A 23,040-nucleotide genomic window follows, 5' to 3' on the forward strand; every position below is an offset into this window, starting at 1 on the left:
TGCTCCCATGTCAGCGACAGCGGCTTCAAGGCATGCCGACGCCTCGTTCTTCGATCCCGGACTGCTTCGGCGGTTCGGGATTACCCGTGTCGGCGATGTGACCGGCCTCGACATCATCGGCATTCCCGTCTGGTTCGCGACCCGGCCCAATTCACGCGGGCTGTCGGTATCGCAGGGCAAGGGGCTTGTCGCGGAACAGGCCCGGCTATCGGCGATCATGGAGGCAATCGAAGGCGCGGTTGCCGAAGACACCCGCAAACATATCGCCATTTTCGGCTCCATTCAGGAGATGCGGGACAAAGGCGTTCCCCTGGTTCCTTTCGAAACCGTCGGCCGGGTCGATCCGGACACTCTCGATCCGCAAAAAGAACGCGCCTGGGTGAAGGGAACATCCATTCGCCACCAGCGGGAGGTTTTTGCCCCTTATGAACTCGTCGGCATGGATTTCCGCGTGGATTTCCCATGGGACCGGCGAGCCTTGCGCATGAGTTCCCAAGGGCTCGCGGCCGGATTCGACCATGACCATGCGGTTCTCCATGCCCTGCTCGAACTCATTGAAAATGACGCCTGCTTCCTCGTCGACACTTTCGAAACACGCGCCATCGCACCTCAACCGATCCTCATTCCGGCGGGCGTCGATCCTTCCCTTGACGGCCTTGTTCGACGCCTGTCGGATATCGGGCTGCCGCCGTCCTTCTTCGACATGACGAATGGGCTTGGCGTGCCGGTGGTGATGGCGAGCCTGCCCCGCTCTCTTCAGGCTAAGGACGGGCCGACCACCCGCAGCGCCGCAGGCGCGGCCTGCCGGCTTGATATGCATGGCGCTGCGATTGCTGCGCTGCTGGAGGCGATCCAGTCGCGATTGACCGATATCAGCGGCGCGAGAGACGATCTTTCCCCTCTCCGCTACCAGCGGGATATGGTTGCGGCCGGGCCTTCGGCCTCCGGCGCACCGCCGGTGGAAAGGGTGCCGGTCAATCTCGATTTTGCCCATGGCGCCGCATCTTCGCCGCCATGGCGCCAGCTTGCGACGCACCTTTTCGCCGGCGGCATCGAGGATATCTATGTCTTTCCTTTGGAAACGGACGTAGCCGGCCTGCATGTGGTGCGGGTTCTGGCAAGTGGCCTTGCCCCGGCCGGCGGCGGGCTCCAGCACATCTCGCAGCGCACCCTCGATCACTTGCTGACTGTCGGAGGCCTCGGATGAAGCCGGTGGTTTTTGCAGGGCCGTCCATCCATGGCATCGCCGGCGAACATATGTCCGGCCTCGATATTCGCGGTCCGGCGGCCTGCGGCGATATTTTCGATGCGGTCCGGCAAGGCATCGGGGCAATTGGGCTGATCGACGGTCTTTACGGCGATTGCGCCGCCGTCTGGCACAAGGAAATCCTCTATGCGCTGTCCAGCGGCGTCAGCGTTTTCGGCGCCGCCAGCATGGGTGCGCTCCGGGCGGCGGAATGCGCCTCCTTCGGCATGATCGGCATCGGGGAGATTTTCGAAGCCTATCGGGACGGGCAACGTTTTTCCGATGCCGATGTGGCGGTGAGCCATGCACCCGGCGAACTCGCCTACCGCCCGCTAACAGTCGCGCTGGTCGACGCCGAAGCGACGCTTGCGGCCTGCCGTGAAGCGCTCACCCCGGAGCAATATGACGCGCTCGCGCGTGCCGCCAGCAACCTGCATTTTACCCGCAGGACATGGCGCTCCATCGCGGCCGAAGCCGACCTCGGCTCCGCGACGGCAGATTTGCTCGCGGCCAATGCGGTTTCCGTCAAGAGAAACGATGCGACGAGGCTTCTCGCGGTGCTCTCGGGCGAGACGCTGCCATTCCCGCCGCCATCGTGGAAACTGCAGAACACGATGTTTTTCCAGCAATTGACTGCACGGCAGACGGCAGGGGACAAGACGTCTTGAACGCCGTCCAGTCCACGGCACTGCCTTTGGTGCCCGATTGCGGTGGGCTGATACGCACGATCGCGTTCGCATTGCCTGCCGCCTTTTTTGCGGACAACGGACCCGCTGACACCGTTTCTCCGCTCATTCCCATCGGAAACCTGCTTTCGGCCCTGCCTGCGGATATCGCTGCCGCTATCGTGGTCGATCGCGCCTGTGTTGCGCCGGCACAAAGCTGGCTCGACGGCCTGCCAACCCACTGCCCCACCGAGTTGATACCCCTTGCCGGAAACGACAGCGTTTCGCATCCATGGCTGCAGGATATGCTCCATGTGCGGAGAAATGATCGCGACGGATATGCCAGTGCGGAGTTTGTTTTGGCGGCGGAAAAGGCCGTCGGGGTCAGTCTGGCCGAGCATCTGGGAGCGGCAACTAGGTATTCCGATGTCGCCTTGGCGGGGGGCAATCAGCTCGTCGGCCCGGATTTTCGGCTGGTGGGCCATTCCAGCCTGCAGGATGACAGTGGGATCGGAAGAAATGCGGCCATCCCGTCGCAACGATGGCGAAAGGTTGAGGCTCTCGACGGCCGAAGCGTGTTCAGTTTCGGATATCGGCCGAGAGATCTCGGCAATATCCCGGCATCTCTGACTCCTTCCGCGACTCCAATTTGCGGGGCGGAGATGGCCAGCGAAAGAATGCACCAATGCGGCTTCCACGTTGATCAGTTCGTTTCCGTCACCGGCCTGAAAAGCGGGGGCCGGCCGTTATTGCTCGTTGCCGATCCCGTCGCGCATGGCGGATGCAATGCCCGCGCCGCAACCGATCTGAAACGGAAGCTGGACGCCTCGGCCCTTTCGCTTGTGCGGCAAGGCTTTGCGATTGAACGAAATCCCATCCCGGTTTCACCGGCCATCGATACCAACAAATGCCTGCCCAGACTTTACAACAATGTCCTTCTTGAAAATGTCACACGTTCCGGTCAGAAACGGCCATTCGTCTGGATTCCGCATTTCGGCGATAGGGAAGCGCTTGAGGAATTCGACGCGATGAATCGGAAAATTTGGGACAGATTCGGCTTTCAGGCCATCGGTGTGGCCGGATGGAGCCATCTTTCAAGCCGCAACGGTGCGTTGCGTTGCGCGACAAAAATAATAAATCGCGGCCCGGACACGCGATTATGAACAAAAAACCGTGCTATTTTGTCAATAAAGCTTCATAATACCCGTGGAAATTGTGTTGAATGTATACCTTCAACAATATTAATTGATAATCATCGGATTTAAGAACCTCAACCGGAGGAATTTGTAATGCAGGCCAAACTACCCAGCCCGATCGACGTCCATGTCGGCGCACAGATCAGAATGCGCCGCAAGTCGCTCGGCATGAGTCAGAGTGCGCTGGCCGGGCGATTGGGCATCACCTTCCAGCAGGTACAGAAATATGAGAAGGGCGCCAACCGCGTCGGCGCGTCCCGTCTGCAGGCCATTGCGTCGATCCTCGGCGTGGATGTCAGTTCCCTGTTTGCCAATGCCACGCCCGATGGCGACCCGGCCAATCCGGCCCTTGGCACGATCAATGCCATGCAGACCTTCGTGGCTTCGAACGAAGGTTTTTCGCTCAACCAGGCCTTTTCGCGCATCAAGAGCGCCGCCGTGCGCAGAAGCATCGTCGCCCTCGTGACATCGCTCGCGGCGACTGAAGCGGCGGAAAATGCCAGCGCCCCGGCAGACAAAAACGACAATTGACGCAGGTGTGACGCTCGCGTGACGCTCGATATGGTCGAAAATGAACAACGCAACATCAAAGCGTTTTCATACTGTCGACTGTCGAGAGGGAATCATGGTGGCGTCTACCACAGCTATACTTGAACAGGACAATGCAGACGAGATTCTGGCGCTCGGGCGGATGGTTTCCTATCTTTGCCAGCGCTCGAAGGCTCTGGAACTGGGCATGTCGACCTATTTTCTGGAAATGGCATTGCTGTCGCTGGCCCAGGACATCAATCAGCAGGGTCTGCCGTCGGTAAGCACAGAAATCAATGTCAGCGCCCTGGCACAGGCCGACCTGCATTGAACGCTTTCGCAACGGCATGAACCCGCAGGAGTGAGCGTTTCCGCGCCGGCCTCCAGTTGTGAAAGCTTGGGAACGTTCTTGCCTGTCCGGCTGGCTCCATCCAGCCGGAGAGTCATTTGCATATCTTCCTCCACATTTTATTGGCGCAAGCCATGAGTGAGGCCCGGTTTTTCCGAGCCTCACTTCATATCAGGGCACCGCGCGGCGAAGCTCGATGGCAGCGGCAACCATGTTGACGAGTGCCGGCCTGACCTCTTCCCACTTGCGGGTCTTCAGGCCGCAATCCGGGTTGATCCAGAGCTGCCGGTCGTCAAGCCGCTCCCGCGCCAGCGCCAGAAGATCGACCATTTCTCCGACATCAGGCACACGCGGCGAGTGGATGTCGTAGACGCCGGGACCGATCTGGTTCGGATATTTGTAAGTCCGAAACGCATCCAGCAACTCCATCTTTGACCGCGAGGTCTCGATGGAGATCACGTCGGCATCCATCGCCGCAATGGCATCGATAATCTGGTTGAATTCGGAATAGCACATATGGGTGTGCACCTGTGTGCGGTCGTCCACGCCGCTGGAGCAAATGCGGAAGCATTCCACCGCCCAGCCGAGATAATCCTGCCAGTCCCGGTGCCGAAGCGGCAGGCCCTCACGCAGAGCCGCCTCATCGATCTGGATCATCTGCGCCCCGGCCGCCTCGAGATCGTTGACCTCGTCGCGGATGGCGAGCGCGATCTGCCGGCATGTCAGGCTTCTGGCGATATCGTCGCGGACAAAGGACCAGTTGAGGATCGTCACCGGTCCGGTCAGCATGCCCTTGACAGGCTTGTCGGTAAGCGACTGGGAATATTCCCACCAGCGGACCGTCATCGGTTTCGGACGCGACACATCACCGAAGATGATGGGCGGACGCACATAGCGCGAGCCGTAGCTCTGCACCCACGCATGCTGGGTGAAGGCGAAACCGGAAAGCTGTTCACCGAAATATTGCACCATGTCATTACGCTCGAACTCACCATGCACGAGAACATCGAGGCCAATTTCCTCCTGCCAGCGGATCGTCGCTTCGGTTTCTTTCTGCAGGAAGCTTTCATATTGCGCATCGGTCAGAGCGCCTTTCGAATGCGCTGATCGGGCCTTGCGCACCTCCGGCGTCTGCGGGAAGGAGCCGATGGTCGTCGTCGGGAAAAGCGGAAGCGTAATGGCCTGCGACTGCAGCTTCTGCCGCTCGGCAAAGGGGCTTACCCGCTTCCTGTCGGCCTCGCCAACCGTCGCGATACGCTTTTGCACGGCGGCATCCGTTACTTTCGGCGAGGATGCGCGTGCGGCAACCGCCTTCGAGGCAGCCTCCAGTTCCGGGGTTACAGCGGCCTTGTCCTCACCGAGAGCCTTGCCAAGCGTGGCAAGCTCGTCGAGCTTCTGGGTGGCGAAGGAAAGCCAGCTTTTCAGATCAGCATCGAGACCGGTTTCCAGTTCGAGATCAACCGGAACATGCAGCAGCGAGCAGGACGGCGCAATCTGAAACGCCGCCGCACCGCGTGACGCGATGATGGGTTCCAATCGGGTGACGATTGCGGCGAGATCAGCACGCCAGATGTTGCGGCCATCGATGACGCCCAGCGACAGAACGCGATTTTCCGGCAGCGCCTTCAACACCGCCTCCAACGCAGCGGGTGCCCGCACCAGATCGACATGAAGGCCGGCGACCGGCAGCGCCGCGATGGCTTCGAGATTGTCCTCAAGCCCACCGAAATAGGTGGCGAGCAGGATCTTCAAATCCGGCACGGCCTTCGACAAAGCCTGGTAGGTCACAGCCAGCGCATGGCGCTCCCCCTCGGAAAGGTCCAGCACGGCGACCGGCTCGTCGATCTGCACCCAGTCCGCACCGGCCGCATGCAGGCGGCGCAGCAGCTCTTCATAAACGGGCAGCAACCGTGCCAGCAGATCAAGCGGCTTGAAGGCTGCCTCGCGCGCCTTGGCGAGCTTCAGGAGCGTGACCGGACCAAGAATGACCGGACGCGTATGGATGCCGAGCGCCTTTGCCTCAAGGAAGTGGTCAACCGGCTTTTGCGAGGTGAGCACGAAGTGCTGATCCTCTGAAACCTCCGGCACCATGTAGTGATAGTTGGTGTCGAACCATTTGGTCATTTCGAGCGCCGGAACACCCTGACCATGATGCGAATGTCCTTCATGCGCATGGCCGCAGCCTGCATGCCCGTCGCTCTGGCTGCCGCGCGCCATGGCGAAATAGGTCGAGAGGGAAACATCTCCACCCGCCCTTCCATAGAGGGATGGAATGGCGCCTACCATCACGGCCGTATCGAGGACATGATCGTAGAGGGAAAAATCATTGGAGGGGATGTGGCTAATCCCCTTCTCCTGCTGAAGCACCCAGTTTTCGGCGCGCAGCCTGGCGGCGGTTTCGAGAAGTTCCGTTTCGGAAATCTTTCCGGACCAGAAGCCTTCAAGCGCGAACTTCAATTCGCGATGACGGCCGATCCTCGGGAAACCGAGCGATGCGACTGGAATGGTCTTGTTTGACATTGTCATACCCCAGATGGTTGTGGGGGCATGGGTAAAGCGGACGCGCGCAGGCCCGGGCTTTGCCGAACCATTGCAGCAACCACCGGGACACCCCGCCCGTGGACGTTATTTTGTCCTGGCAGGTCTCCTGGCTCGCGGGTCGTCGCCTTTGCCCGTCTTCCCGGAGTTCACCCCAGTGACGTCTTGGACAAAGGCTCGCCGCTTACAGTTGCGGGGGCAGCTCCGGTCTTGCCGATCGTCGGCGCACCGGATTCCCTCTTAGCTCCGGGATTGAAATAATCAGGCCCGGAGAACCATGACACCCGCATTTCTCACTACGGGTGTCACAATGTCAATAGACATAAAGAAATCTTTATATCTTTATTTCATTCAAAGGCGGATGTCAGGACACGACCGCGCCCGGACCTGCCACGGCACCTGACGGCACCTTGCCCAGAATGATCATGCCGAGAACCTCGTCCTTCGTCACATCTTCCGTGCGGGCATGGCCGACCACCTTGCCGTTTTTCATCACGAATACCCGGTCCGCCAGATCGAAGACGTCGTGGATATCGTGGCTGATGAGAAAGATGCCGATGCCCTGCCGTTTCAGCTCCTTGACGAGGTCGCCGACCTGCGCCGTTTCCTGCGGCCCGAGTGCTGCCGTCGGTTCGTCCATGATGAGGATGCGAGCGTCGAACAGAATGGCGCGGGCGATGGCGACGGACTGCCGCTGGCCGCCGGACAATGCCTTCACCGGCTCCTTGAACCGCCGGAAATTGGGGTTGAGACGTCCCATCACCTCGCGGGCCGAAGCCTCCATGGCGACATCATCAAGTGTGCCCCATTTCGTCTTCAGCTCGCGGCCGAGATAAAGATTGGCCGCCGCATCGACATTATCCGCCACCGCCAGCGTCTGATAGATGGTTTCGATGCCGTATTTCTTGGCGTCGCGGGGATTGCGGATATCCGCATCCTCGCCATTGATGAGGATATCGCCGCCATCGCGCCGGTAGGCGCCGGACAATATCTTGATGAGCGTCGATTTGCCCGCGCCGTTGTGGCCGAGAAGGGCCACCACCTCACCGGGGAAAAGGTCGACAGAGGCGTTTTCCACCGCATGGATACCGCCGAAGGAAATGGAAATATTGCGCATTTCCACGAGGGGCGTGACTTGTTCCGTCATAGGAGTTCTCCTCGGTTCTTACTTGGCGCGGGCGCGGTAGATGGTGTCGAGCCAGACGGCGACGACCAGAACCACACCGACGACGATGCGCTGGAAGGGCGTATCGATGCCCACCAGCACCATGCCGGATTGCAGCGACTGCATGACGAGCGCGCCGAGCATCGCGCCCGCTATGGTTCCGACACCGCCGGCAAGCGAGGTGCCGCCGATGACCGCCGCCGCGATCGTATAAAGTTCGTCCAGTTCACCCTGGGCGTTGGTTGCCGCGTTGAGGCGGGCAGTGGAGATTGCCGCCGCGATGGCGCAGAGAACGCCCATCAGCGTGAATATCTTCACCGTGACCCAGCGGGTCTTGATGCCGGCGAGTTCGGCCGCTTCCGGGTTGCCGCCGATGGCGAATACATAACGTCCGAAGCGCAGCCGCGTGGCGATGAAGGTCATCACTGCACCAACGGCGAGCGCTATCAGCACCGGAATGGCAATGCCGTGCGGAATGAACAGACCGCCGTCCGGCCAGGTGATGCCATTGGCATCGGCATAATTGCGGGCGATGTTGATCGGCCAGGGATAGCTGTTGACGACAGCCACAAAACCGATGACGACGAAGCAGCCGAGTGCCACCAGGAAATATTCCGCCCAGACCGGCCGCAGTGGAAAGCCGAAACGGCGGCGCTGATGACGGGAATTGAGGATTGCCGCGACGATGGCGACGCAGGCAACGATAGCGGCGATCCAGCTCCATGTCGCGCCGATCGAGCCGCTGGTGCCGCCGCCCATCAGGCGGAAGGTGGAATCCATAGGCGCCACGGTGCGACCGCTGGTGACGAACCAGGTGCCGCCGCGCCAGACCAGCAGACCGCCGAGCGTGACGATGAACGACGGCACGTTGAGGAAGGCGATGATAGAGCCCTGCAGCATGCCGATGGCGCCGCCGACGAGAATGCCGACCAGAAGCGTGACGATCCATGTCGCCCAATGTTCGAAGCCGAGTATCTGCGGCAGGATCTCCGCTTGCGTGACACCCATGATCATGCCGGAAAAACCGAGGATCGACCCGACCGACAGGTCGATATTGCGGGTGACGATGACGAGCACCATACCGGTCGCCATGACAGCCACGGACGCGGTCTGCACGGAAAGGTTCCAGAGGTTTCGCGGCGTCAGGAACAGGCCGCCGGACAGGATATGAAATCCGATCCAGATCAGAAGAAGCGCGCCGACCATGCCGAGCAGGCGGGTATCAAGCTCCGTTGCGCTGATGAAGCGCGCGATGGAGCCTGTCTTTTCCGTCTTGGCGGACGCTGGGGAATTGGATTGGGTCATATCGGCCATAACTGCCGGTGCTCCTCACATCTTAAAAGGCGCTGCGCCATGAACCATGGCGCAGCGCCCGAACCGGGACATAGTCGATCAGTTGCAGGCCTTGACGGATCCGGCCTTCACACCCTGGCAGGCCGTTTCCTTCTTGATCCAGCCGGCATCGATCACGACGTTCAGATTGTCCTTGGTGATGGCGATCGGCTTGAGGAAGACCGACTGCATCGTGACCTTCTTCGGGCCGCCATCAAAGGCGGTAACGCCCTTGATTTCCGTCATCTTCTTGCCACCAGCAAGCGCGAGCGCAATACCGGCCGCTTCCTTGCCGAGTTCACGGCTGTCCTTCCAGACGGAGACCGTCTGCGTGCCGAGTGCGACGCGGTTAAGCGCGGCGAAGTCTGCGTCCTGACCGGACACGGGAACCGAGCCCGCCATGCCCTGCGCGGCGAGAGCGGCGATTGCGCCACCGGCCGTGCCGTCATTCGACGCGACAACAGCATCGACCTTGTTGTTATTCTTGGTCAGGAACTGTTCCATGTTCTTCTGGGCATTTTCCGGCTTCCAGCCATCGGTATAGGCTTCGCCGACATTCTTGATCTTGCCCCCGTCGATGGCGGCCTTCAGCACTTCCTGCTGGCCGGCGAAAAGGAAGTCCGCATTCGGATCGGAAGACGAACCCTTGATGAAGACGTAGTTGCCTTCCGGCTTGACCTTGAAGACTTCGGCTGCCTGAAGGCGTCCGACTTCCTTGTTGTCGAAGGTAATGTAGAAGGCGTTCTTGTTTTCGATCAGGCGGTCGTAACCAACGACCGGAATACCCTCGGCAACGGCCTTTTCAACGGCCGGGCCAATCGCGTCGCTGTCCTGCGCCAGGATGATCAGCGCGTTGGCGCCCTGGGAAATCAGCGATTCCACGTCGGTCAGCTGTTTTGCGGCGGATGATTGCGCATCGGCGGAGATGTATTTCGCGCCGGCCTTGTCGAGCGCTGCCTTAATGGCCGCCTCATCCGTCTTCCAGCGTTCTTCCTGGAAATTCGACCAGGAAACGCCAACGACGAGATCAGCTGCAATAGCGGCAGTATGCAGGGAAACGAGTACGGCCGTACCCGCCAAAAGCTTGGCAAAAGAATTCATGATGTCCTCCCGGTAAGGGCGAAGCCTGCACCTCCATGCAGGGAAAACGCCCGGAAAAAGCTGTCGGTCTCTGTGGTTTCACAATTTTCTCGACAGTCGAGAAAATTAATGTCAGAGATTCCCCATGCTGTCAACAACGGCTGCGGGCAGCATCCGGGTGCCTTGATCTTGCTTTCGGCATGCGCCATCAGAGGGATCAGCACGACAGGAAAAAAGCCGTTCAGGGAGCATGCCCCAGCCCATGTCCGCCATTGCAAGCACGGAACTGGTGCGCCAGAAAAACAGCCTGTCGGTGATGGCGGCACTGCGTCTGCACGGCAGTCTTTCCCATACCGACATGTCGACTTTCACCGGGCTTGCCTCCGCAACCGTTTCCGCCATCACCATGGAACTCGAACGTGCGGGGCTCATCCTCAGGAAAGAACAGCTTGCCACTGCCGGACGCGGGCGGCCTCGTATCTTCTTCGCGCCAAGCGGCGACTTCTGCTACGTTGCGATCGTCATCATCTCCTCCGACAGCGTGCAATATTCGCTCGTCGATTATGCCGGCAAGCTGGTGGACCGCTTTACCGAGCAGAGGATCACGGCTGAAAAAGGCTCGTTCGGAGGTTGGATATTGACGGGCCTTGCGAGACTTGCAGACCGTTCCCGCATCAACCGCCACGACATTCTTCAGGTCTCGATCAGCAGCAAGGGCCTCGTGGATGCGGCAACGGCTGTACTCGTGTGGTCGCCAGTCCTCGGTAACGAAAAGATAGATTTCCAGCAGCTTATTTCGCAAGACGGCCGCACCCGCGTGACGCTGAACAATGAGACGCTGCTGGCCGCAAAAGCCATCTGGATGCGGGAGCACGCAAAGGAAACCCCGGCACCGGAAGCGCTCGTCACCCTGTCGCTCGGCCATAGCATCGGCCTTGGCATTGCCCGCGCAACGGGCGGCGCAATCGAAGTCAGCGCCCCCAATTTCGGTCATATGCTGCATCTGGCCGATGGTGCGCTGTGCCGTTGCGGCACCAGGGGCTGTATTGAGGCCTATTCCGGCTTCTACGCCATCCTGCGGTCGGCTTTCGAGGCACCACCGCAGGCGGAACCGGCAAAATTCGTGCCGATCGCCGAGGTGGACAAGATCGCCGCTTCGGCTCGCGCCGGGGGCCGAATGGCGCGGTTTGCCTTCCGCACCGCCGGCCTTGCGCTCGGCAACGGTCTTTCACGCCTCTTCAGCCTGCACGGCCATATGCCGGTTTTCATCACCGGCCCCGGCACCCGTTATTTCGACCTTCTGGAAAGCGGCCTGCGCGATGGACTTGCACAGTCACAGGCAGTGCGTTTCGGCGGCATGCCGAAAATCGCAATCGCCCCTCACGAGCCGGAGTTGGTGTTCGAAGGGCATATGGAACACGCCCTTTCCGCCGCCGACGACTACATCTTGAGCGCCGACGGCCCCGAGAGGCCGCTGAGGAGTTCGGGGAATTGACGTAAAACCTGGCGGAAGCTCAGGCTCGCTCCGCCACGGCTTCGGTCTTTTCCTTGCCGCCTGTCAGCATGGCCACGAATTCATCGAGACCGGCGGCCTCGTCCTTGCTCAGGCGCAGGCCCTGTTTCGTGCGGCGCCAGAGAATGTCCTCGGCCGCAAACGCCCATTCGTGTTCAACCAGCCAGCGCACTTCGCATTCGTAAAGCGTGCCGCCAAAATGCCGGCCGAGGCTGGACATATCGGTGGCGCTGCCCAATAGTTCCACAGCCTTTGTGCCGTAGTTTCTGACCAGCCGCTCGGCATGGCGTCCATCAAGGAAAGGGTATCGGGAGACGAGCGCCCGAACCTGCGCTTCATATCTCTGCGCGCCGAAATCGCCGCCCGGCAGATGCGAGCCCGCCGTCCACGGCTTGCCCTTTTCGCCGATCGCCGCGCCGATCTTTTCCAGCGCGTGTTCCGCCAACCGCCGATAGGTGGTGAGCTTGCCGCCGAAAATATTGAGGAGTGGAGCCTCACCCTCGGTCTCTTCAACCTTCAGCACGTAATCGCGTGTAGCTTCCTGCGCTTTCGAAGCGCCGTCATCAAAGAGCGGCCGCACGCCGGAATAGGCCCAGACGATGTCTTCCGGCCGAACGGGTTCGCTGAAATAGTCGCTCGCCGCGTTGCAGAGATAGGAAATCTCTTCCTCGGAAATGCGAACCTTGGCCGGGTCACCCTTGTAGTCGCGGTCGGTGGTGCCGATCAGCGTGAAATCCCGCTCATAGGGAATGGCGAAGATGATGCGGTTATCCGGGTTCTGGAAGAAATAGGCGCGCGGATCGGAAAACTTCCTGCGCACGATGATGTGGCTGCCCTGCACGAGCCGGACATTGTGAACATCCTTGCGCCCGAAGACGCCGGAAAGCACGGTATCCACCCAGGGACCGGCAGCGTTGACCAGCATGCGCGCTTTATGCGTGGCTGAACGACCGGTTTTTTCGTCCAGCGTCTCGATGAGCCACAGCCCGCCTTCGCGCCGTGCGGAAACGACCCGCGTGCGGTTCATGATCGTCGCGCCGCGATCCGCCGCATCGCGCGCGTTGAGAACCACGAAACGGGCATCATCCACCCAGCCGTCGGAATATTCGAAAGCCCTGGCAAAAGCCGGCTTCAGAGGTTTGCCCGCCGGGTCCTTGCGAAGATCGAGCGTACGGGTCGCCGGCAAAAGTTTGCGGCCGCCGAGATTGTCATATAAAAACAGGCCGAGCCGGACCATCCAGGCCGGGCGTACTCCGCCCTTCTGAATGGGCAGAACGAAACGCATGGGCCAGATGACATGCGGAGCCATGGCCCAGAGGATTTCCCGCTCCATCAGCGCTTCACGTACGAGGCGGAATTCGTAATGTTCGAGATACCGCAAACCGCCATGAATGAGCTTGGTGGCCGCCGAAGACGTGCCGGAGGCAAAATCGCCCTTTTCCGCAAGCGCCACGGAATAACCCCTGCCCACGGCATCGCGGGCAATGCCGCAGCCATTGACGCCGCCACCGATGACAAAAAGATCAAAAATGTTTTCGCCGGACATGAAGCCTCCGCGACAATGCAGGGGAGAAACCCCTTATGGAAAGACAATTATATAACAACGAAAACAAAACGAATGTCAAAAGAAAACAAACGAACCATACGAACGCAAATGAAAGCGCCGCCGTGAGCGGTGCGTCACAACGTCAGCCTCCTAGGAGATTTATGTTTCAGCCGTGTGTCTGAGAAACCTGCTCAAGCTCATAGAGCACGCCGCCCATATCCTTCGGGTGCAGGAAAAGAACGGGATTGCCGTGAGCGCCGATCTTCGGCTGGCCATCACCCAGAATTCGAACGCCCCTCTTGATGAGGTCGTCACGGGCCGCGGCAATATCCGGCACCTCGAAGCAGAGATGGTGCGTCCCGCCGCCCGGATTTCTTTCGAGAAAGGCGGCAATCGGCGAATTTTCTCCGAGGGGGTGAAGGAGTTCGATCTTGGTATTCTCAGCCTGAATGAAAACCACCGTCACGCCGTGTTCAGGCAGGGATTGCGGCTCGGAGACATCTGCGCCAAGCGCCCTGTATCGGGCAATGGCGGCTTCGAGATCGGGCACCGCGATGGCGACGTGATTCAATCTTCCGAACATGGCCATCTTCCCCTCACGCGTTCCGCCTGACGCCTTCGAGCAGGTCGAGAACCTTGTTGGCGGCATCCATGACATTAGTGCCGGGTCCGAAGATCGCGGAAACCCCGTGGTCGAGCAGGAACTGGTAATCCTGCCGCGGGATGACGCCGCCGACCACGACGATGATGTCTTCCGCACCCTTCTGTTTCAGCGCCTCGACCAGCTGCGGCGCAAGCGTCTTGTGACCGGCGGCGAGCGACGACATGCCGACCACATGAACCCTGTTCTGAACGGCGAGATCCGCCGCTTCAACGGGAGTCTGGAACAAGGGGCCGGCCAGCACATCAAAACCGATATCGCCAAAGGCTGAAGCAATGACCTTCGCGCCGCGATCATGCCCATCCTGCCCGAGCTTGGCGACCATGATGCGCGGTTTGGTGCCGATCCGTTCGGCAACACCGGAGAGGCGGGCGGCGAGCGTGGCGAGTTCCGGCTCATCCTTATAGGCCTCGCCGTAGATATCACTCACCACCTCCGGCACGGCGGCATGGTCACCGAAGACCGCACGCAGTGCATCGGAAATCTCTCCCACTGTGGCGCGGGCGCGGGCGGCGACAACCGCAGCTTCGAGAATATTGCCCTTGCCGCTGCGGGCGATCTCGGAAAGTGCTGCCAAGGCGGAGGTCACGTCCTTGCCATCGCGGCGACGGCGCGTCTCCTCAATGCGGCGGATTTGCGCGGCGCGAACGGCGGCATTGTCGATATCGAGAACATCGATATCTTCCTCGTTTTCGAGACGGTAACGGTTGACGCCGACGATGACCTCCTCGCCCTTGTCCACCGCCGCCTGGCGGCGCGTTGCCGCCTCTTCGATCAGCCGTTTCGGCAGACCTTCCGCCACGGCCCTGGTCATGCCGCCAAGCGCCTCCACCTCCTCGATCAATGCCCAGGCTTTCTCAGCCAGTTCATCGGTCAGGCTCTCGACATAATAGGAACCGGCCAGGGGATCGACGACCTTGGTAACGCCTGTTTCATGCTGGAGGATAAGCTGGGTATTGCGGGCGATGCGGGCGGAAAACTCTGTCGGCAGGGCAATCGCCTCATCGAAGGAATTGGTGTGTAGCGACTGCGTGCCGCCAAGCACGGCGGACATGGCCTCAAACGCGGTGCGGACGATGTTGTTATAGGGGTCCTGCTCCTGCAGCGAGACGCCAGAAGTCTGGCAATGGGTGCGTAGCATCAGCGACGAGGCCTTCTGCGGTTTGAATTCTTCCATGATGCGTGACCAGAGCAGGCGCGCGGCGCGCAGCTTCGCCGCCTCCATGAAGAAATTCATGCCGATGGCGAAAAAGAACGACAGGCGCCCGGCGAAATCATCGACATTCAGCCCCTTGGCCAGCGCCGCGCGCACATATTCGCGGCCATCCGCCAGCGTGAAGGCAAGCTCCTGCACCAGCGTCGCGCCCGCCTCCTGCATGTGGTAACCGGAAATGGAGATGGAGTTGAATTTCGGCATCTCCTTCGCCGTATATTCGATGATGTCGGCAATGATCCGCATCGAGGGTTCGGGCGGATAGATATAGGTGTTGCGGACCATGAACTCCTTGAGGATGTCGTTCTGGATGGTGCCGGAAAGGGCGGCGCGGGGAACGCCCTGTTCTTCGCCCGCCACGATGAAACTGGCGAGCACGGGAATGACCGCGCCGTTCATGGTCATGGACACCGAGACTTTTTCGAGCGGGATGCCGTCGAACAGGATTTTCATGTCCTCGACGCTGTCGATCGCCACACCAGCCTTACCGACATCGCCCTCCACGCGCGGGTGATCGCTGTCATAACCGCGATGGGTGGCGAGGTCGAAAGCCACGGAAACACCCTGCTGGCCGGCGGCGAGCGCCTTGCGGTAAAAGGCATTCGAGGCTTCGGCCGTGGAAAAACCGGCATATTGGCGGATGGTCCAGGGCCGCCCGGCATACATGGTGGCGCGCGGGCCGCGCGTGAAAGGCGCAAATCCCGGCAGGCTGTCGAGATGGGAAATCTTCTGCAGATCGTCAGCCGTATAGAGCGGCTTGACCTCGATGCCCTCCGGCGTGTGCCAGACGAGTGTGTCCGGTGAGCGCTTCAGCTCCTTTTCGGCAAGCTGCAGCCAATCCCGCACCTTTTTTTCACCCGACATGCATCTCTCCCCTTCTGCATTTCATTCTAGCACTGTGGCGGTTGATCGTGACGAAAATCGAACGGCCGCCCGCAGGCCCGACCCCGTAAACCGCTCCGGCCCGCATCCGTTCCGGAAAACGGCAGCGGCTATCACTCGAATTCGAGAATGACTTCGTCCACCGCGAGGCTGTCGCCCGGTTTTGCCGCCACCCTGGCAACCCGACCGCGTTTTTCCGCGCGCAGGATGTTTTCCATCTTCATGGCCTCCACCGTCGCCAGCGCCTGCCCGGCCTCCACCTCGTCGCCTTCGCCCACCGAAATACCGGTGATGACACCAGGCATGGGGCAGAGCAGCAGTTTCGATGTATCCGGCGGCAGTTTTTCCGGCATCAGCAGCGCCAGTTCCGCCACGCGCGGGCTGCGCACGCGGGCAAGAATATCCATGCCGCCCCAGCGCAGGCGAACCGCCGCGCCGGCAAGATCAACCTTGGCGGCGATAACTTCGCCCGCCACCGTGAACAGACCCAGACTCTGGCCCGGAAGCCAGCCGGCATCGATGGCCAAAGCCGCCCCGTCCTCGAAACGGACCACCGTGCCATCCGGACCGGTTTCAACGCTGACCCTTTGGTGCAATGCGCCAAATGAAACCACCCAGTCATGGCCGACGATGCGGCGGTGATTACCGATGGTGCCGGAAATTTCGACCGCGCGGTTCTGTACGCGCTGGTTGATGATGGCGGCAATGGTGGAAAGCTTACGCGCCGCGGCTTCATCCGGCTCGACGCCGGAAAACCCTTCCGGAAATTCTTCCGCGATAAAGCCCGTCGTGAGCCTTCCGGCCCGGAACCGCTCATGCTGCATGACGGCCGACAGGAAGGGCAGATTGTGGCCGATGCCCTCCACCTCGAAACGGTCCAGCGCCTGCCCCATGGCGTCGATGGCCGTTTCGCGATCCTGGCCCCAGCTGCACAGTTTGGCGATCATCGGATCGTAATACATCGAGATTTCGCCGCCTTCGAAGACGCCGGTATCGTTGCGGATGACCGTTCCGTTCTCCTGCGCACCTTCCCGCGGTGGTCGATAGCGCGTCAGCCGGCCAATGGAAGGCAGGAAGTTGCGATAGGGGTCTTCGGCATAAAGCCGGCTTTCAATCGCCCAGCCATTCAGTTTCACATCCGCCTGTGCGAAGGAAAGCCTTTCACCTGATGCCACACGGATCATCTGCTCGACCAGATCGATGCCGGTAACAAGCTCCGTCACCGGATGTTCCACCTGCAGGCGAGTGTTCATTTCCAGAAAGTAGAAATTCCTCTCGCCATCGACGATGAATTCCACCGTGCCGGCCGAATGGTAACCGACCGCCCTTGCCAGCGCCACGGCCTGCTCGCCCATGGCCTTGCGGGTCGCTTCATCCAGAAAGGGTGACGGCGCTTCTTCGATGACCTTCTGGTTGCGGCGCTGGATCGAGCATTCGCGCTCACCGAGATAGAGGATGGTGCCGTGCTTGTCGCCCAGCACCTGAATTTCGATGTGGCGCGGCTGGGTGACGAATTTCTCGATGAAGATGCGGTCGTCACCAAAGGAGGATTTCGCCTCGTTTTTCGAGGACTGAAACCCCTCGCGCGCCTCGGTATCGTTGAAGGCGATGCGCATGCCCTTGCCGCCGCCGCCGGCGGACGCCTTGATCATGACCGGATAACCGATCTGGGAGGCGATCCTTACCGCCTCATCCGCATCCTCGATCAGCCCCATATGGCCGGGGACGGTGGAAACGCCCGCTTTTGCGGCCAGTTTCTTCGAGGTGATCTTGTCGCCCATGGCCTTGATGGCGCCAACAGGCGGGCCGATGAAGGCGACACCCGCCTTTTCCAGAGCCTCAGCGAAGGCAGCATTTTCCGACAGGAAGCCGTAACCGGGATGGACAGCATCTGCCCCGGTCTTCGCGATCGCCTCGAGAATCTTGTCAATGACGATATAGGACTGCGACGAGGGAGCCGGGCCGATATGAACGGCTTCATCCGCTTGTCTCACATGCAGCGCATTGGCGTCCGCATCCGAATAGACCGCGACAGTGGCGATGCCCATCTTCTTCGCGGTCTTGATGACCCGGCAGGCGATCTCGCCGCGATTGGCGATGAGGATTTTCTTGATCATGCGGTTATTCTCCCCTCGCATCGTCATCATCGTCGCGGAATTTCTTTTCATAGGGCATCATCAGGATCGCCGAGGCGGTGGCCGCCGCGCCGAACAGGGACGCGATGGGCACGACGACCAGCAATACCGGCACAACCGGATTTGCGGCGCGGCCGATGCGCGCGCCCAAACCGCCAATGTCGAGAAAAATCAGCGCTGCACCGACGCAGACGCCGATCAGCACGCCGACCGCCGCATTGAACGCCATGAAACGCAGCATCTGCCGGTGATCGAGCCGGGCAGCTTCCGGCGTCATCTTTGGCTTTGGATCACGACTGCCCGATGCTCTGCCCGCGTTACCGCCGCGACCTTGCCTCACCCAGCGTCGCAGCCATTGCAGGTCCATATGGAGTATGTCGACAATCATGTTCCTCCTCCCCCTCAGGAAAAATGCCGTCGCCTGCCCTCAGATCTCGAAAAAATTCTCGAATGATTCCGGGAAATTCTGCCGGGCAACGCGCTCATCGATGACCAGCATCGCCTGATAGGAAAGCGGATCGAAATTCTTTTCCGCAGGTATGACCTCACGGCCGAAAAGCAGGTTGAGGCGGGCGGCGTCGAGATTGCCGCGCTCGAAGGGCTCGGCACCAAAATGGTGCCAGAGTGAGTGCAGGAAGGCGGCATCGATGCGATGCTCCTTGGTATCGTTGCGTGCCCGGCGGGGTATCATCTTGATAGGTGTTACCCCTTTGGGGTTGGCGCGACGGATGGTGAACTGGACGCCCGTGCTCGGCATGCCGGAGGGAAATCCCTTGTGTTTGGTCATTTCGGGCAGGTTCGCCATCTTTAGTCCTTCCAGAACATTTCCAGTAAAAGCGGAATCGCTTTTACGTCCGGAAATGCGTCAATTCAAATAGTTAGAGCGCTTTTAGCGCTCTAATCTTTTCGTTATGCCTTGCCGATCCTGTCCTGCGTCTTCGTTTCGAAGTCGGAGGCATCGTGGCGTTCATGCAATTGTTCGGACGGATCGCCCGAGGTTTTGTTGACGATCACACCGCGCTTGACCGCCGGGCGCTCGCCGATTTCGAGCGTCCAGCGCATGACGTTCTTATAGCTGTCCGCTTCAAGGAACGCACCGGCATCGCCATAGGCCTGACCGAGCGCGATCTTGCCATACCACGGCCAGACGGCCATATCGGCGATCGTATATTCCGAACCGGCGAGATAACGGTTGTCGGCGAGGTGCCGGTCCAGCACGTCGAGTTGGCGTTTGACCTCCATCGCGTAACGGTCGATCGCATATTTGATCTTCACCGGCGCATAGGCGTAAAAATGGCCGAAACCGCCGCCGAGGAAGGGGGCGGAGCCCATCTGCCAGAACAGCCAGTTCAGCGCCTGCGTGCGGGCATTGCCCTCCTTCGGCAGGAAGGCGCCGAATTTTTCCGCGAGATAAACGAGAATGGAGCCGCTTTCGAAAACACGCGTGGGCTCAGGGGTCGAATGATCCATCAGCGCCGGGATCTTGGAATTCGGATTGACGCCGACGAAACCGGAACCGAACTGGTCGCCTTCACCGATCTTGATCAGCCACGCATCATAATCTGCGCCCTTGTGGCCGGCAGCCAGCAATTCTTCCAGCATGATGGTGACCTTCTGGCCGTTCGGCGTCGCCAGCGAATAAAGCTGCAGCGGGTGCTTGCCGACAGGCAGTTCCTTTTCATGGGTGGGACCGGCGATTGGACGGTTGATATTGGCGAACTGGCCGCCATTGCCCTTATCCCAGGTCCAGACCTTGGGCACTTCATATCCGGCGGGGAAATTATCTGCGGAGGAATTTTCGGCCATGAAAAACTGTCCTTGTGCGTTTCGGGAGGACATCCGGAAATCCGGGCGCCTGAACATCCATATAGTAAGGTGGCCGAAGCATTTTTCCAGCCCTGCAGCAAATCAGAGCGGAATGGTGTCGTGTTTCTTCCAGCGGGTTTCGACGCTCTTGTTGCGCAGCGACGCGAAGGCGCGGGCGATGCGGCGGCGTGAGGAATGCGGCATGATGACCTCATCGATGAAACCGCGTTCCGCCGCCACGAAGGGATTGGCGAAACGCTCCTCATATTCTTTCGTGCGCGCGGCAATCTTCTCGGGATCGGAAAGCTCGGAACGATAGAGGATTTCCGCCGCTCCTTTTGCTCCCATGACAGCGATTTCCGCCGTCGGCCAGGCGTAGTTCACATCCGCGCCGATATGTTTGGAGGCCATCACGTCATAAGCGCCGCCATAGGCCTTGCGCGTAATCAGCGTCACCATCGGCACCGTGGCCTCCGAATAGGCGAAGAGAAGTTTTGCGCCGTGCTTGATGACGCCGCCATATTCCTGCGCCGTACCCGGCAGGAAGCCCGGCACATCCACCAGCGTCAGCAGCGGAATGTTGAAGGCATCGCAGAAGCGCACGAAGCGGGCGGCCTTGCGCGAGGCGTCGATATCGAGGCAGCCGGCCAGCACCATCGGCTGGTTGGCGACAACCCCCACCGTCTGGCCTTCAAGGCGGATGAAGCCGGTGATAATGTTGCGGGCAAAGGCTTCCTGCAGTTCGAAGAAGTCTCCCTCATCCGCCAGCGCGTGGATCAGTTCCTTCATGTCGTAGGGTTTGTTGGAACTGTCGGGGATCAGCGTATCGAGACGTGCTTCCAGCCGCGCCGGATCGTCATGAAACGGCCGGACAGGCGGTTTTTCGCGATTGTTGAGCGGCAGGAAATCGAACAGCAGCCGCACATGTTCCAGCGTCTCGATGTCGTTTTCATAAGCGCCGTCAGCGACGGAGGATTTTCTCGTATGGGTGGAGGCACCGCCAAGCTCTTCCGCTGTGACGATCTCGTTCGTCACGGTCTTCACCACATCCGGCCCGGTCACGAACATGTAGGAGGTATCGCGCACCATGAAGATGAAATCGGTCATGGCAGGCGAATAGACAGCACCACCCGCACAAGGCCCCATGATAACTGATATCTGCGGCACGACGCCGGAGGCGACGACATTGCGCTTGAACACATCGGCATAACCGCCGAGCGAGGCCACACCCTCCTGGATACGCGCACCGCCGGAATCGTTCAGCCCGATCACCGGCGCACCATTGCGCACCGCCATATCCATGATCTTGCAGATCTTCTGCGCATGGGTTTCCGACAGCGAACCGCCGAGCACGGTGAAATCCTGCGAGAAAACATAGACCTGCCGGCCATTGATGGTGCCCCAGCCGGTGACGACGCCGTCACCTGCAATCTTCTGGTCCGCCATGCCGAAATCCACCGCCCGGTGGGTGACGTACATGTCGTATTCTTCGAAGGAACCTTCATCCAAGAGCACGTCGATACGCTCGCGCGCCGTCAGCTTGCCCTTGGCGTGTTGCGCCTCAATGCGCTTGACGCCGCCGCCGAGCCGCGCCTCTTCCCGCCGCGTTTCCAACTGCTCCAGAATGCCGGGCATGTTTCCTCCATGCGTTGTCATTACGATCCATAGCCCAGAAAATAGTCTGCCAGAAGCCTTGATCGTGCGCGTATGCGTGCCATAAATATTTGCAATATTTAATTTTGCAAAGTTGCAATATGGCGACGGAAAAACTCTTCATCGGCCGCAAGGTGCGCGGCCTTCGCGAAAACGCCCGCGCCACGCAGGCGCAATTTGCCGAGCGGCTGGGCATCTCCGCGAGCTACCTGAACCAGATCGAGAACAATCAACGCCCGGTTTCGGCCAGCGTTCTGGTGACGCTGGTGGAAAAATTCCAGCTTGATATGGCGGAACTGGCGACGGGCGAAAGCGACCGGCTGGTTTCCGCCGTGCGTGAGGCGCTGAAAGATCCGCTCTTCATGAACTACGAACCGGGCCTTCAGGAACTGAAACTGATCGCCCAGAACGCGCCGGGTTTTGCCCATGCGCTGCTGCGCGCCCATCAGGCCTATCGCCAGAACAGCGAGCAGCTGGTGCAGCTGGATGACCGGCTGGGCCGCGGAACCGCGCAGGTGGAAAGAACCCCCTATGAGGAGGTGCGCGATTTCTTCCACTTCGTCGACAATTACGTCGCCGAGATCGACCTTCTGGCCGAAGAGCTGGCGGAAGAACTGGAGATAGAAGGCGGCGAGACCTACGGCATTCTGGCCGCGCATCTGCGCAACCGTTACGGCATCCATATCACAAGAACGGAGGCGGCAGGCGGGTTGATCCGGCATTTCGACCCCGCCGGCAAAACGCTCGCTCTCAGCTCCTACATGGCCGCGCCGACCCGCTGTTTTCAGCTTGCATTGCAGATCGCCCAGCTTCACGCCGGCGCGACGGTGGACAGGGTGCTGGCCGGTGCCGGATTCCGCAATGTGGAAGCGGCGGAAATCTGTCGTATCGGACTGCACAATTATTTCGCCGCAGCCCTCATCCTGCCCTATGGGCAATTTCATCGGGCGGCTCAGGAACTGCGTCACGATCTGGAGCTTCTCGCCGTGCGCTTCGGCGCGAGCCTTGAGCAGGTGGCCCACCGGCTGAGCACCTTGCAGCGCCCGGGCATGAAAGGCGTGCCGATCTTTTTCGCCAAGATCGACCGCGCCGGCAACATTACCAAACGCCACAGCGCCACGCGGCTGCAATTTGCCCGTTTCGGGGCGGCCTGTCCGCTTTGGAATATCCATCAGGCTTTCGAAAGCTCCGACAGGATCGTGCGGCAACTGGCGGAAACGCCTGACGGCGTGCGCTATCTTTCCATTGCCACGCAAATCGAGAAAGCTGGCGCGGGCTTCAATACGGAGAGACCGCGCTATGCCATCGCACTCGGTTGCGAAATTTCCCATGCGCAGAATTTCGTTTATGCCGATACGCTCGATCTCGGCAATGCGGCCTCCTTCAAGCCGATCGGCATTTCCTGTCGGGTCTGCGAAAGGGTGGATTGCGTGCAGCGCGCCGTGCCGCCGTTGAAACGCAAGCTGCATTTCGATCATCTTTCGCGCGGAGCCCTGCCCTACAGGATCGCCGACTTCTAGCGCCGCGGGAGT

General features: G+C 60.2%; 19 protein-coding genes and 1 riboswitch. Of the genes, 7 read left to right on the forward strand and 12 right to left on the reverse strand.

Going from position 1 to position 23,040, the window contains the following annotated elements; translation table 11 throughout:
* Positions 1 to 7 precede the first annotated feature (7 nt).
* The 5 genes from QRN60_RS17260 to QRN60_RS17280 all read left to right on the forward strand — a co-directional run bounded on the left by QRN60_RS17260 (position 8) and on the right by QRN60_RS17280 (position 3,966).
* The gene (locus QRN60_RS17260) at positions 8 to 1,207 is read left to right on the forward strand and encodes a YcaO-like family protein (protein ID WP_129566974.1); all 1,200 of its coding nucleotides are present in this window, start codon (positions 8 to 10) and stop codon (positions 1,205 to 1,207) included.
* The gene (locus QRN60_RS17265) at positions 1,204 to 1,914 is read left to right on the forward strand and encodes a TfuA-like protein (protein ID WP_112295545.1); all 711 of its coding nucleotides are present in this window, start codon (positions 1,204 to 1,206) and stop codon (positions 1,912 to 1,914) included. The genes QRN60_RS17260 and QRN60_RS17265 overlap by 4 nt, the downstream gene beginning before the upstream one ends.
* The gene (locus QRN60_RS17270; RefSeq protein ID WP_112295544.1) at positions 1,911 to 3,074 is read left to right on the forward strand and encodes a hypothetical protein; all 1,164 of its coding nucleotides are present in this window, start codon (positions 1,911 to 1,913) and stop codon (positions 3,072 to 3,074) included. Before QRN60_RS17265 ends, QRN60_RS17270 begins: the two co-directional genes overlap by 4 nt.
* 126 nt (positions 3,075 to 3,200) lie before the next feature.
* A complete protein-coding gene (locus QRN60_RS17275) occupies positions 3,201 to 3,638 on the forward strand; it encodes a helix-turn-helix domain-containing protein (protein WP_003509569.1) in 438 nt (145 codons plus the stop codon).
* Positions 3,639 to 3,732: 94 nt separating this feature from the next.
* On the forward strand, positions 3,733 to 3,966 hold the full coding sequence (locus tag QRN60_RS17280) for a hypothetical protein (protein WP_003509570.1): 234 nt from the start codon (positions 3,733 to 3,735) through the stop codon (positions 3,964 to 3,966).
* Positions 3,967 to 4,155: 189 nt separating this feature from the next.
* Here QRN60_RS17280 and metE read toward each other — a convergent pair whose 3' ends face one another.
* The 4 genes from metE to xylF all read right to left on the reverse strand — a co-directional run bounded on the left by metE (position 4,156) and on the right by xylF (position 10,120).
* Entirely contained in the window at positions 4,156 to 6,504 is a 2,349-nt protein-coding gene (gene metE / locus QRN60_RS17285; protein WP_112295543.1) for a 5-methyltetrahydropteroyltriglutamate--homocysteine S-methyltransferase, read from the reverse strand.
* A gap of 100 nt (positions 6,505 to 6,604) precedes the next feature.
* Positions 6,605 to 6,817, reverse strand: a riboswitch (cobalamin riboswitch).
* 69 nt (positions 6,818 to 6,886) lie between these two features.
* Positions 6,887 to 7,669, reverse strand: coding sequence for an ATP-binding cassette domain-containing protein (locus tag QRN60_RS17290; protein ID WP_003509572.1), 783 nt, complete (start codon positions 7,667 to 7,669; stop codon positions 6,887 to 6,889).
* Positions 7,670 to 7,687: 18 nt separating this feature from the next.
* Complete coding sequence (locus QRN60_RS17295) at positions 7,688 to 9,001, reverse strand: sugar ABC transporter permease (protein ID WP_020812930.1); 1,314 nt, start codon at positions 8,999 to 9,001, stop codon at positions 7,688 to 7,690.
* Positions 9,002 to 9,079: 78 nt separating this feature from the next.
* Positions 9,080 to 10,120 carry a D-xylose ABC transporter substrate-binding protein gene (gene xylF, locus QRN60_RS17300; RefSeq protein ID WP_003509574.1) on the reverse strand — a complete coding sequence of 347 codons (1,041 nt, stop codon included), beginning with the start codon at positions 10,118 to 10,120 and terminating at the stop codon, positions 9,080 to 9,082.
* A 241-nt stretch (positions 10,121 to 10,361) separates the two neighbouring features.
* Between xylF and QRN60_RS17305 the strand changes: the two genes are divergently transcribed.
* Positions 10,362 to 11,594, forward strand: coding sequence for an ROK family transcriptional regulator (locus QRN60_RS17305; protein ID WP_162694777.1), 1,233 nt, complete (start codon positions 10,362 to 10,364; stop codon positions 11,592 to 11,594).
* A gap of 19 nt (positions 11,595 to 11,613) precedes the next feature.
* On the opposite strand, the gene QRN60_RS17310 is transcribed toward QRN60_RS17305, so the two are convergent.
* The 8 genes from QRN60_RS17310 to QRN60_RS17345 all read right to left on the reverse strand — a co-directional run bounded on the left by QRN60_RS17310 (position 11,614) and on the right by QRN60_RS17345 (position 21,490).
* On the reverse strand, positions 11,614 to 13,158 hold the full coding sequence (locus QRN60_RS17310) for a glycerol-3-phosphate dehydrogenase (RefSeq protein ID WP_112295541.1): 1,545 nt from the start codon (positions 13,156 to 13,158) through the stop codon (positions 11,614 to 11,616).
* 166 nt (positions 13,159 to 13,324) lie between these two features.
* Complete coding sequence (gene mce / locus QRN60_RS17315; RefSeq protein ID WP_080864782.1) at positions 13,325 to 13,741, reverse strand: methylmalonyl-CoA epimerase; 417 nt, start codon at positions 13,739 to 13,741, stop codon at positions 13,325 to 13,327.
* Positions 13,742 to 13,754: 13 nt separating this feature from the next.
* Positions 13,755 to 15,896, reverse strand: coding sequence for a methylmalonyl-CoA mutase (gene scpA / locus QRN60_RS17320; RefSeq protein ID WP_112295540.1), 2,142 nt, complete (start codon positions 15,894 to 15,896; stop codon positions 13,755 to 13,757).
* A gap of 131 nt (positions 15,897 to 16,027) precedes the next feature.
* Positions 16,028 to 18,031, reverse strand: coding sequence for an acetyl-CoA carboxylase biotin carboxylase subunit (locus QRN60_RS17325; RefSeq protein ID WP_112295539.1), 2,004 nt, complete (start codon positions 18,029 to 18,031; stop codon positions 16,028 to 16,030).
* Positions 18,032 to 18,035: 4 nt separating this feature from the next.
* The gene (locus QRN60_RS17330) at positions 18,036 to 18,437 is read right to left on the reverse strand and encodes a hypothetical protein (RefSeq protein WP_060724947.1); all 402 of its coding nucleotides are present in this window, start codon (positions 18,435 to 18,437) and stop codon (positions 18,036 to 18,038) included.
* Between the two features lie 39 nt (positions 18,438 to 18,476).
* Positions 18,477 to 18,854, reverse strand: a complete 378-nt coding sequence (locus QRN60_RS17335; RefSeq protein WP_003509581.1) for a hypothetical protein — start codon at positions 18,852 to 18,854, stop codon at positions 18,477 to 18,479.
* A 104-nt stretch (positions 18,855 to 18,958) separates the two neighbouring features.
* Positions 18,959 to 19,855 (reverse strand): glutathione-dependent disulfide-bond oxidoreductase, encoded by an 897-nt coding sequence (gene yghU, locus QRN60_RS17340; protein WP_111793808.1) that lies wholly within the window; start codon positions 19,853 to 19,855, stop codon positions 18,959 to 18,961.
* Between the two features lie 102 nt (positions 19,856 to 19,957).
* Positions 19,958 to 21,490, reverse strand: a complete 1,533-nt coding sequence (locus QRN60_RS17345; RefSeq protein WP_060724948.1) for an acyl-CoA carboxylase subunit beta — start codon at positions 21,488 to 21,490, stop codon at positions 19,958 to 19,960.
* A gap of 119 nt (positions 21,491 to 21,609) precedes the next feature.
* On the opposite strand from QRN60_RS17345, the gene QRN60_RS17350 reads away from it, so the two are divergent.
* Positions 21,610 to 23,028 (forward strand): helix-turn-helix domain-containing protein, encoded by a 1,419-nt coding sequence (locus QRN60_RS17350; RefSeq protein ID WP_080866929.1) that lies wholly within the window; start codon positions 21,610 to 21,612, stop codon positions 23,026 to 23,028.
* The last annotated feature ends 12 nt before the right edge of the window (positions 23,029 to 23,040 follow it).

Source organism: Agrobacterium sp. CFBP2214 (assembly GCF_030209895.1).
GTDB lineage: Bacteria > Pseudomonadota > Alphaproteobacteria > Rhizobiales > Rhizobiaceae > Agrobacterium > Agrobacterium radiobacter.

Excerpts from the sequence above, each read along its gene's own strand:
- QRN60_RS17305 (WP_162694777.1), top strand. The coding sequence starts at position 10,362 with ATGTCCGCCATTGCAAGCACGGAACTGGTGCGCCAGAAAAACAGCCTG.
- QRN60_RS17265 (WP_112295545.1), top strand. The coding sequence starts at position 1,204 with ATGAAGCCGGTGGTTTTTGCAGGGCCGTCCATCCATGGCATCGCCGGC.
- QRN60_RS17335 (WP_003509581.1), bottom strand. The coding sequence starts at position 18,854 with ATGGCGAACCTGCCCGAAATGACCAAACACAAGGGATTTCCCTCCGGC.
- QRN60_RS17280 (WP_003509570.1), top strand. The coding sequence starts at position 3,733 with ATGGTGGCGTCTACCACAGCTATACTTGAACAGGACAATGCAGACGAG.
- yghU (WP_111793808.1), bottom strand. The coding sequence starts at position 19,855 with ATGGCCGAAAATTCCTCCGCAGATAATTTCCCCGCCGGATATGAAGTG.
- xylF (WP_003509574.1), bottom strand. The coding sequence starts at position 10,120 with ATGAATTCTTTTGCCAAGCTTTTGGCGGGTACGGCCGTACTCGTTTCC.
- QRN60_RS17290 (WP_003509572.1), bottom strand. The coding sequence starts at position 7,669 with ATGACGGAACAAGTCACGCCCCTCGTGGAAATGCGCAATATTTCCATT.
- QRN60_RS17325 (WP_112295539.1), bottom strand. The coding sequence starts at position 18,031 with ATGATCAAGAAAATCCTCATCGCCAATCGCGGCGAGATCGCCTGCCGG.
- QRN60_RS17345 (WP_060724948.1), bottom strand. The coding sequence starts at position 21,490 with ATGCCCGGCATTCTGGAGCAGTTGGAAACGCGGCGGGAAGAGGCGCGG.
- QRN60_RS17260 (WP_129566974.1), top strand. The coding sequence starts at position 8 with ATGTCAGCGACAGCGGCTTCAAGGCATGCCGACGCCTCGTTCTTCGAT.
- QRN60_RS17310 (WP_112295541.1), bottom strand. The coding sequence starts at position 13,158 with ATGTCCGGCGAAAACATTTTTGATCTTTTTGTCATCGGTGGCGGCGTC.
- QRN60_RS17295 (WP_020812930.1), bottom strand. The coding sequence starts at position 9,001 with ATGGCCGATATGACCCAATCCAATTCCCCAGCGTCCGCCAAGACGGAA.
- QRN60_RS17350 (WP_080866929.1), top strand. The coding sequence starts at position 21,610 with ATGGCGACGGAAAAACTCTTCATCGGCCGCAAGGTGCGCGGCCTTCGC.
- QRN60_RS17330 (WP_060724947.1), bottom strand. The coding sequence starts at position 18,437 with ATGATTGTCGACATACTCCATATGGACCTGCAATGGCTGCGACGCTGG.
- mce (WP_080864782.1), bottom strand. The coding sequence starts at position 13,741 with ATGTTCGGAAGATTGAATCACGTCGCCATCGCGGTGCCCGATCTCGAA.
- metE (WP_112295543.1), bottom strand. The coding sequence starts at position 6,504 with ATGTCAAACAAGACCATTCCAGTCGCATCGCTCGGTTTCCCGAGGATC.
- scpA (WP_112295540.1), bottom strand. The coding sequence starts at position 15,896 with ATGTCGGGTGAAAAAAAGGTGCGGGATTGGCTGCAGCTTGCCGAAAAG.
- QRN60_RS17275 (WP_003509569.1), top strand. The coding sequence starts at position 3,201 with ATGCAGGCCAAACTACCCAGCCCGATCGACGTCCATGTCGGCGCACAG.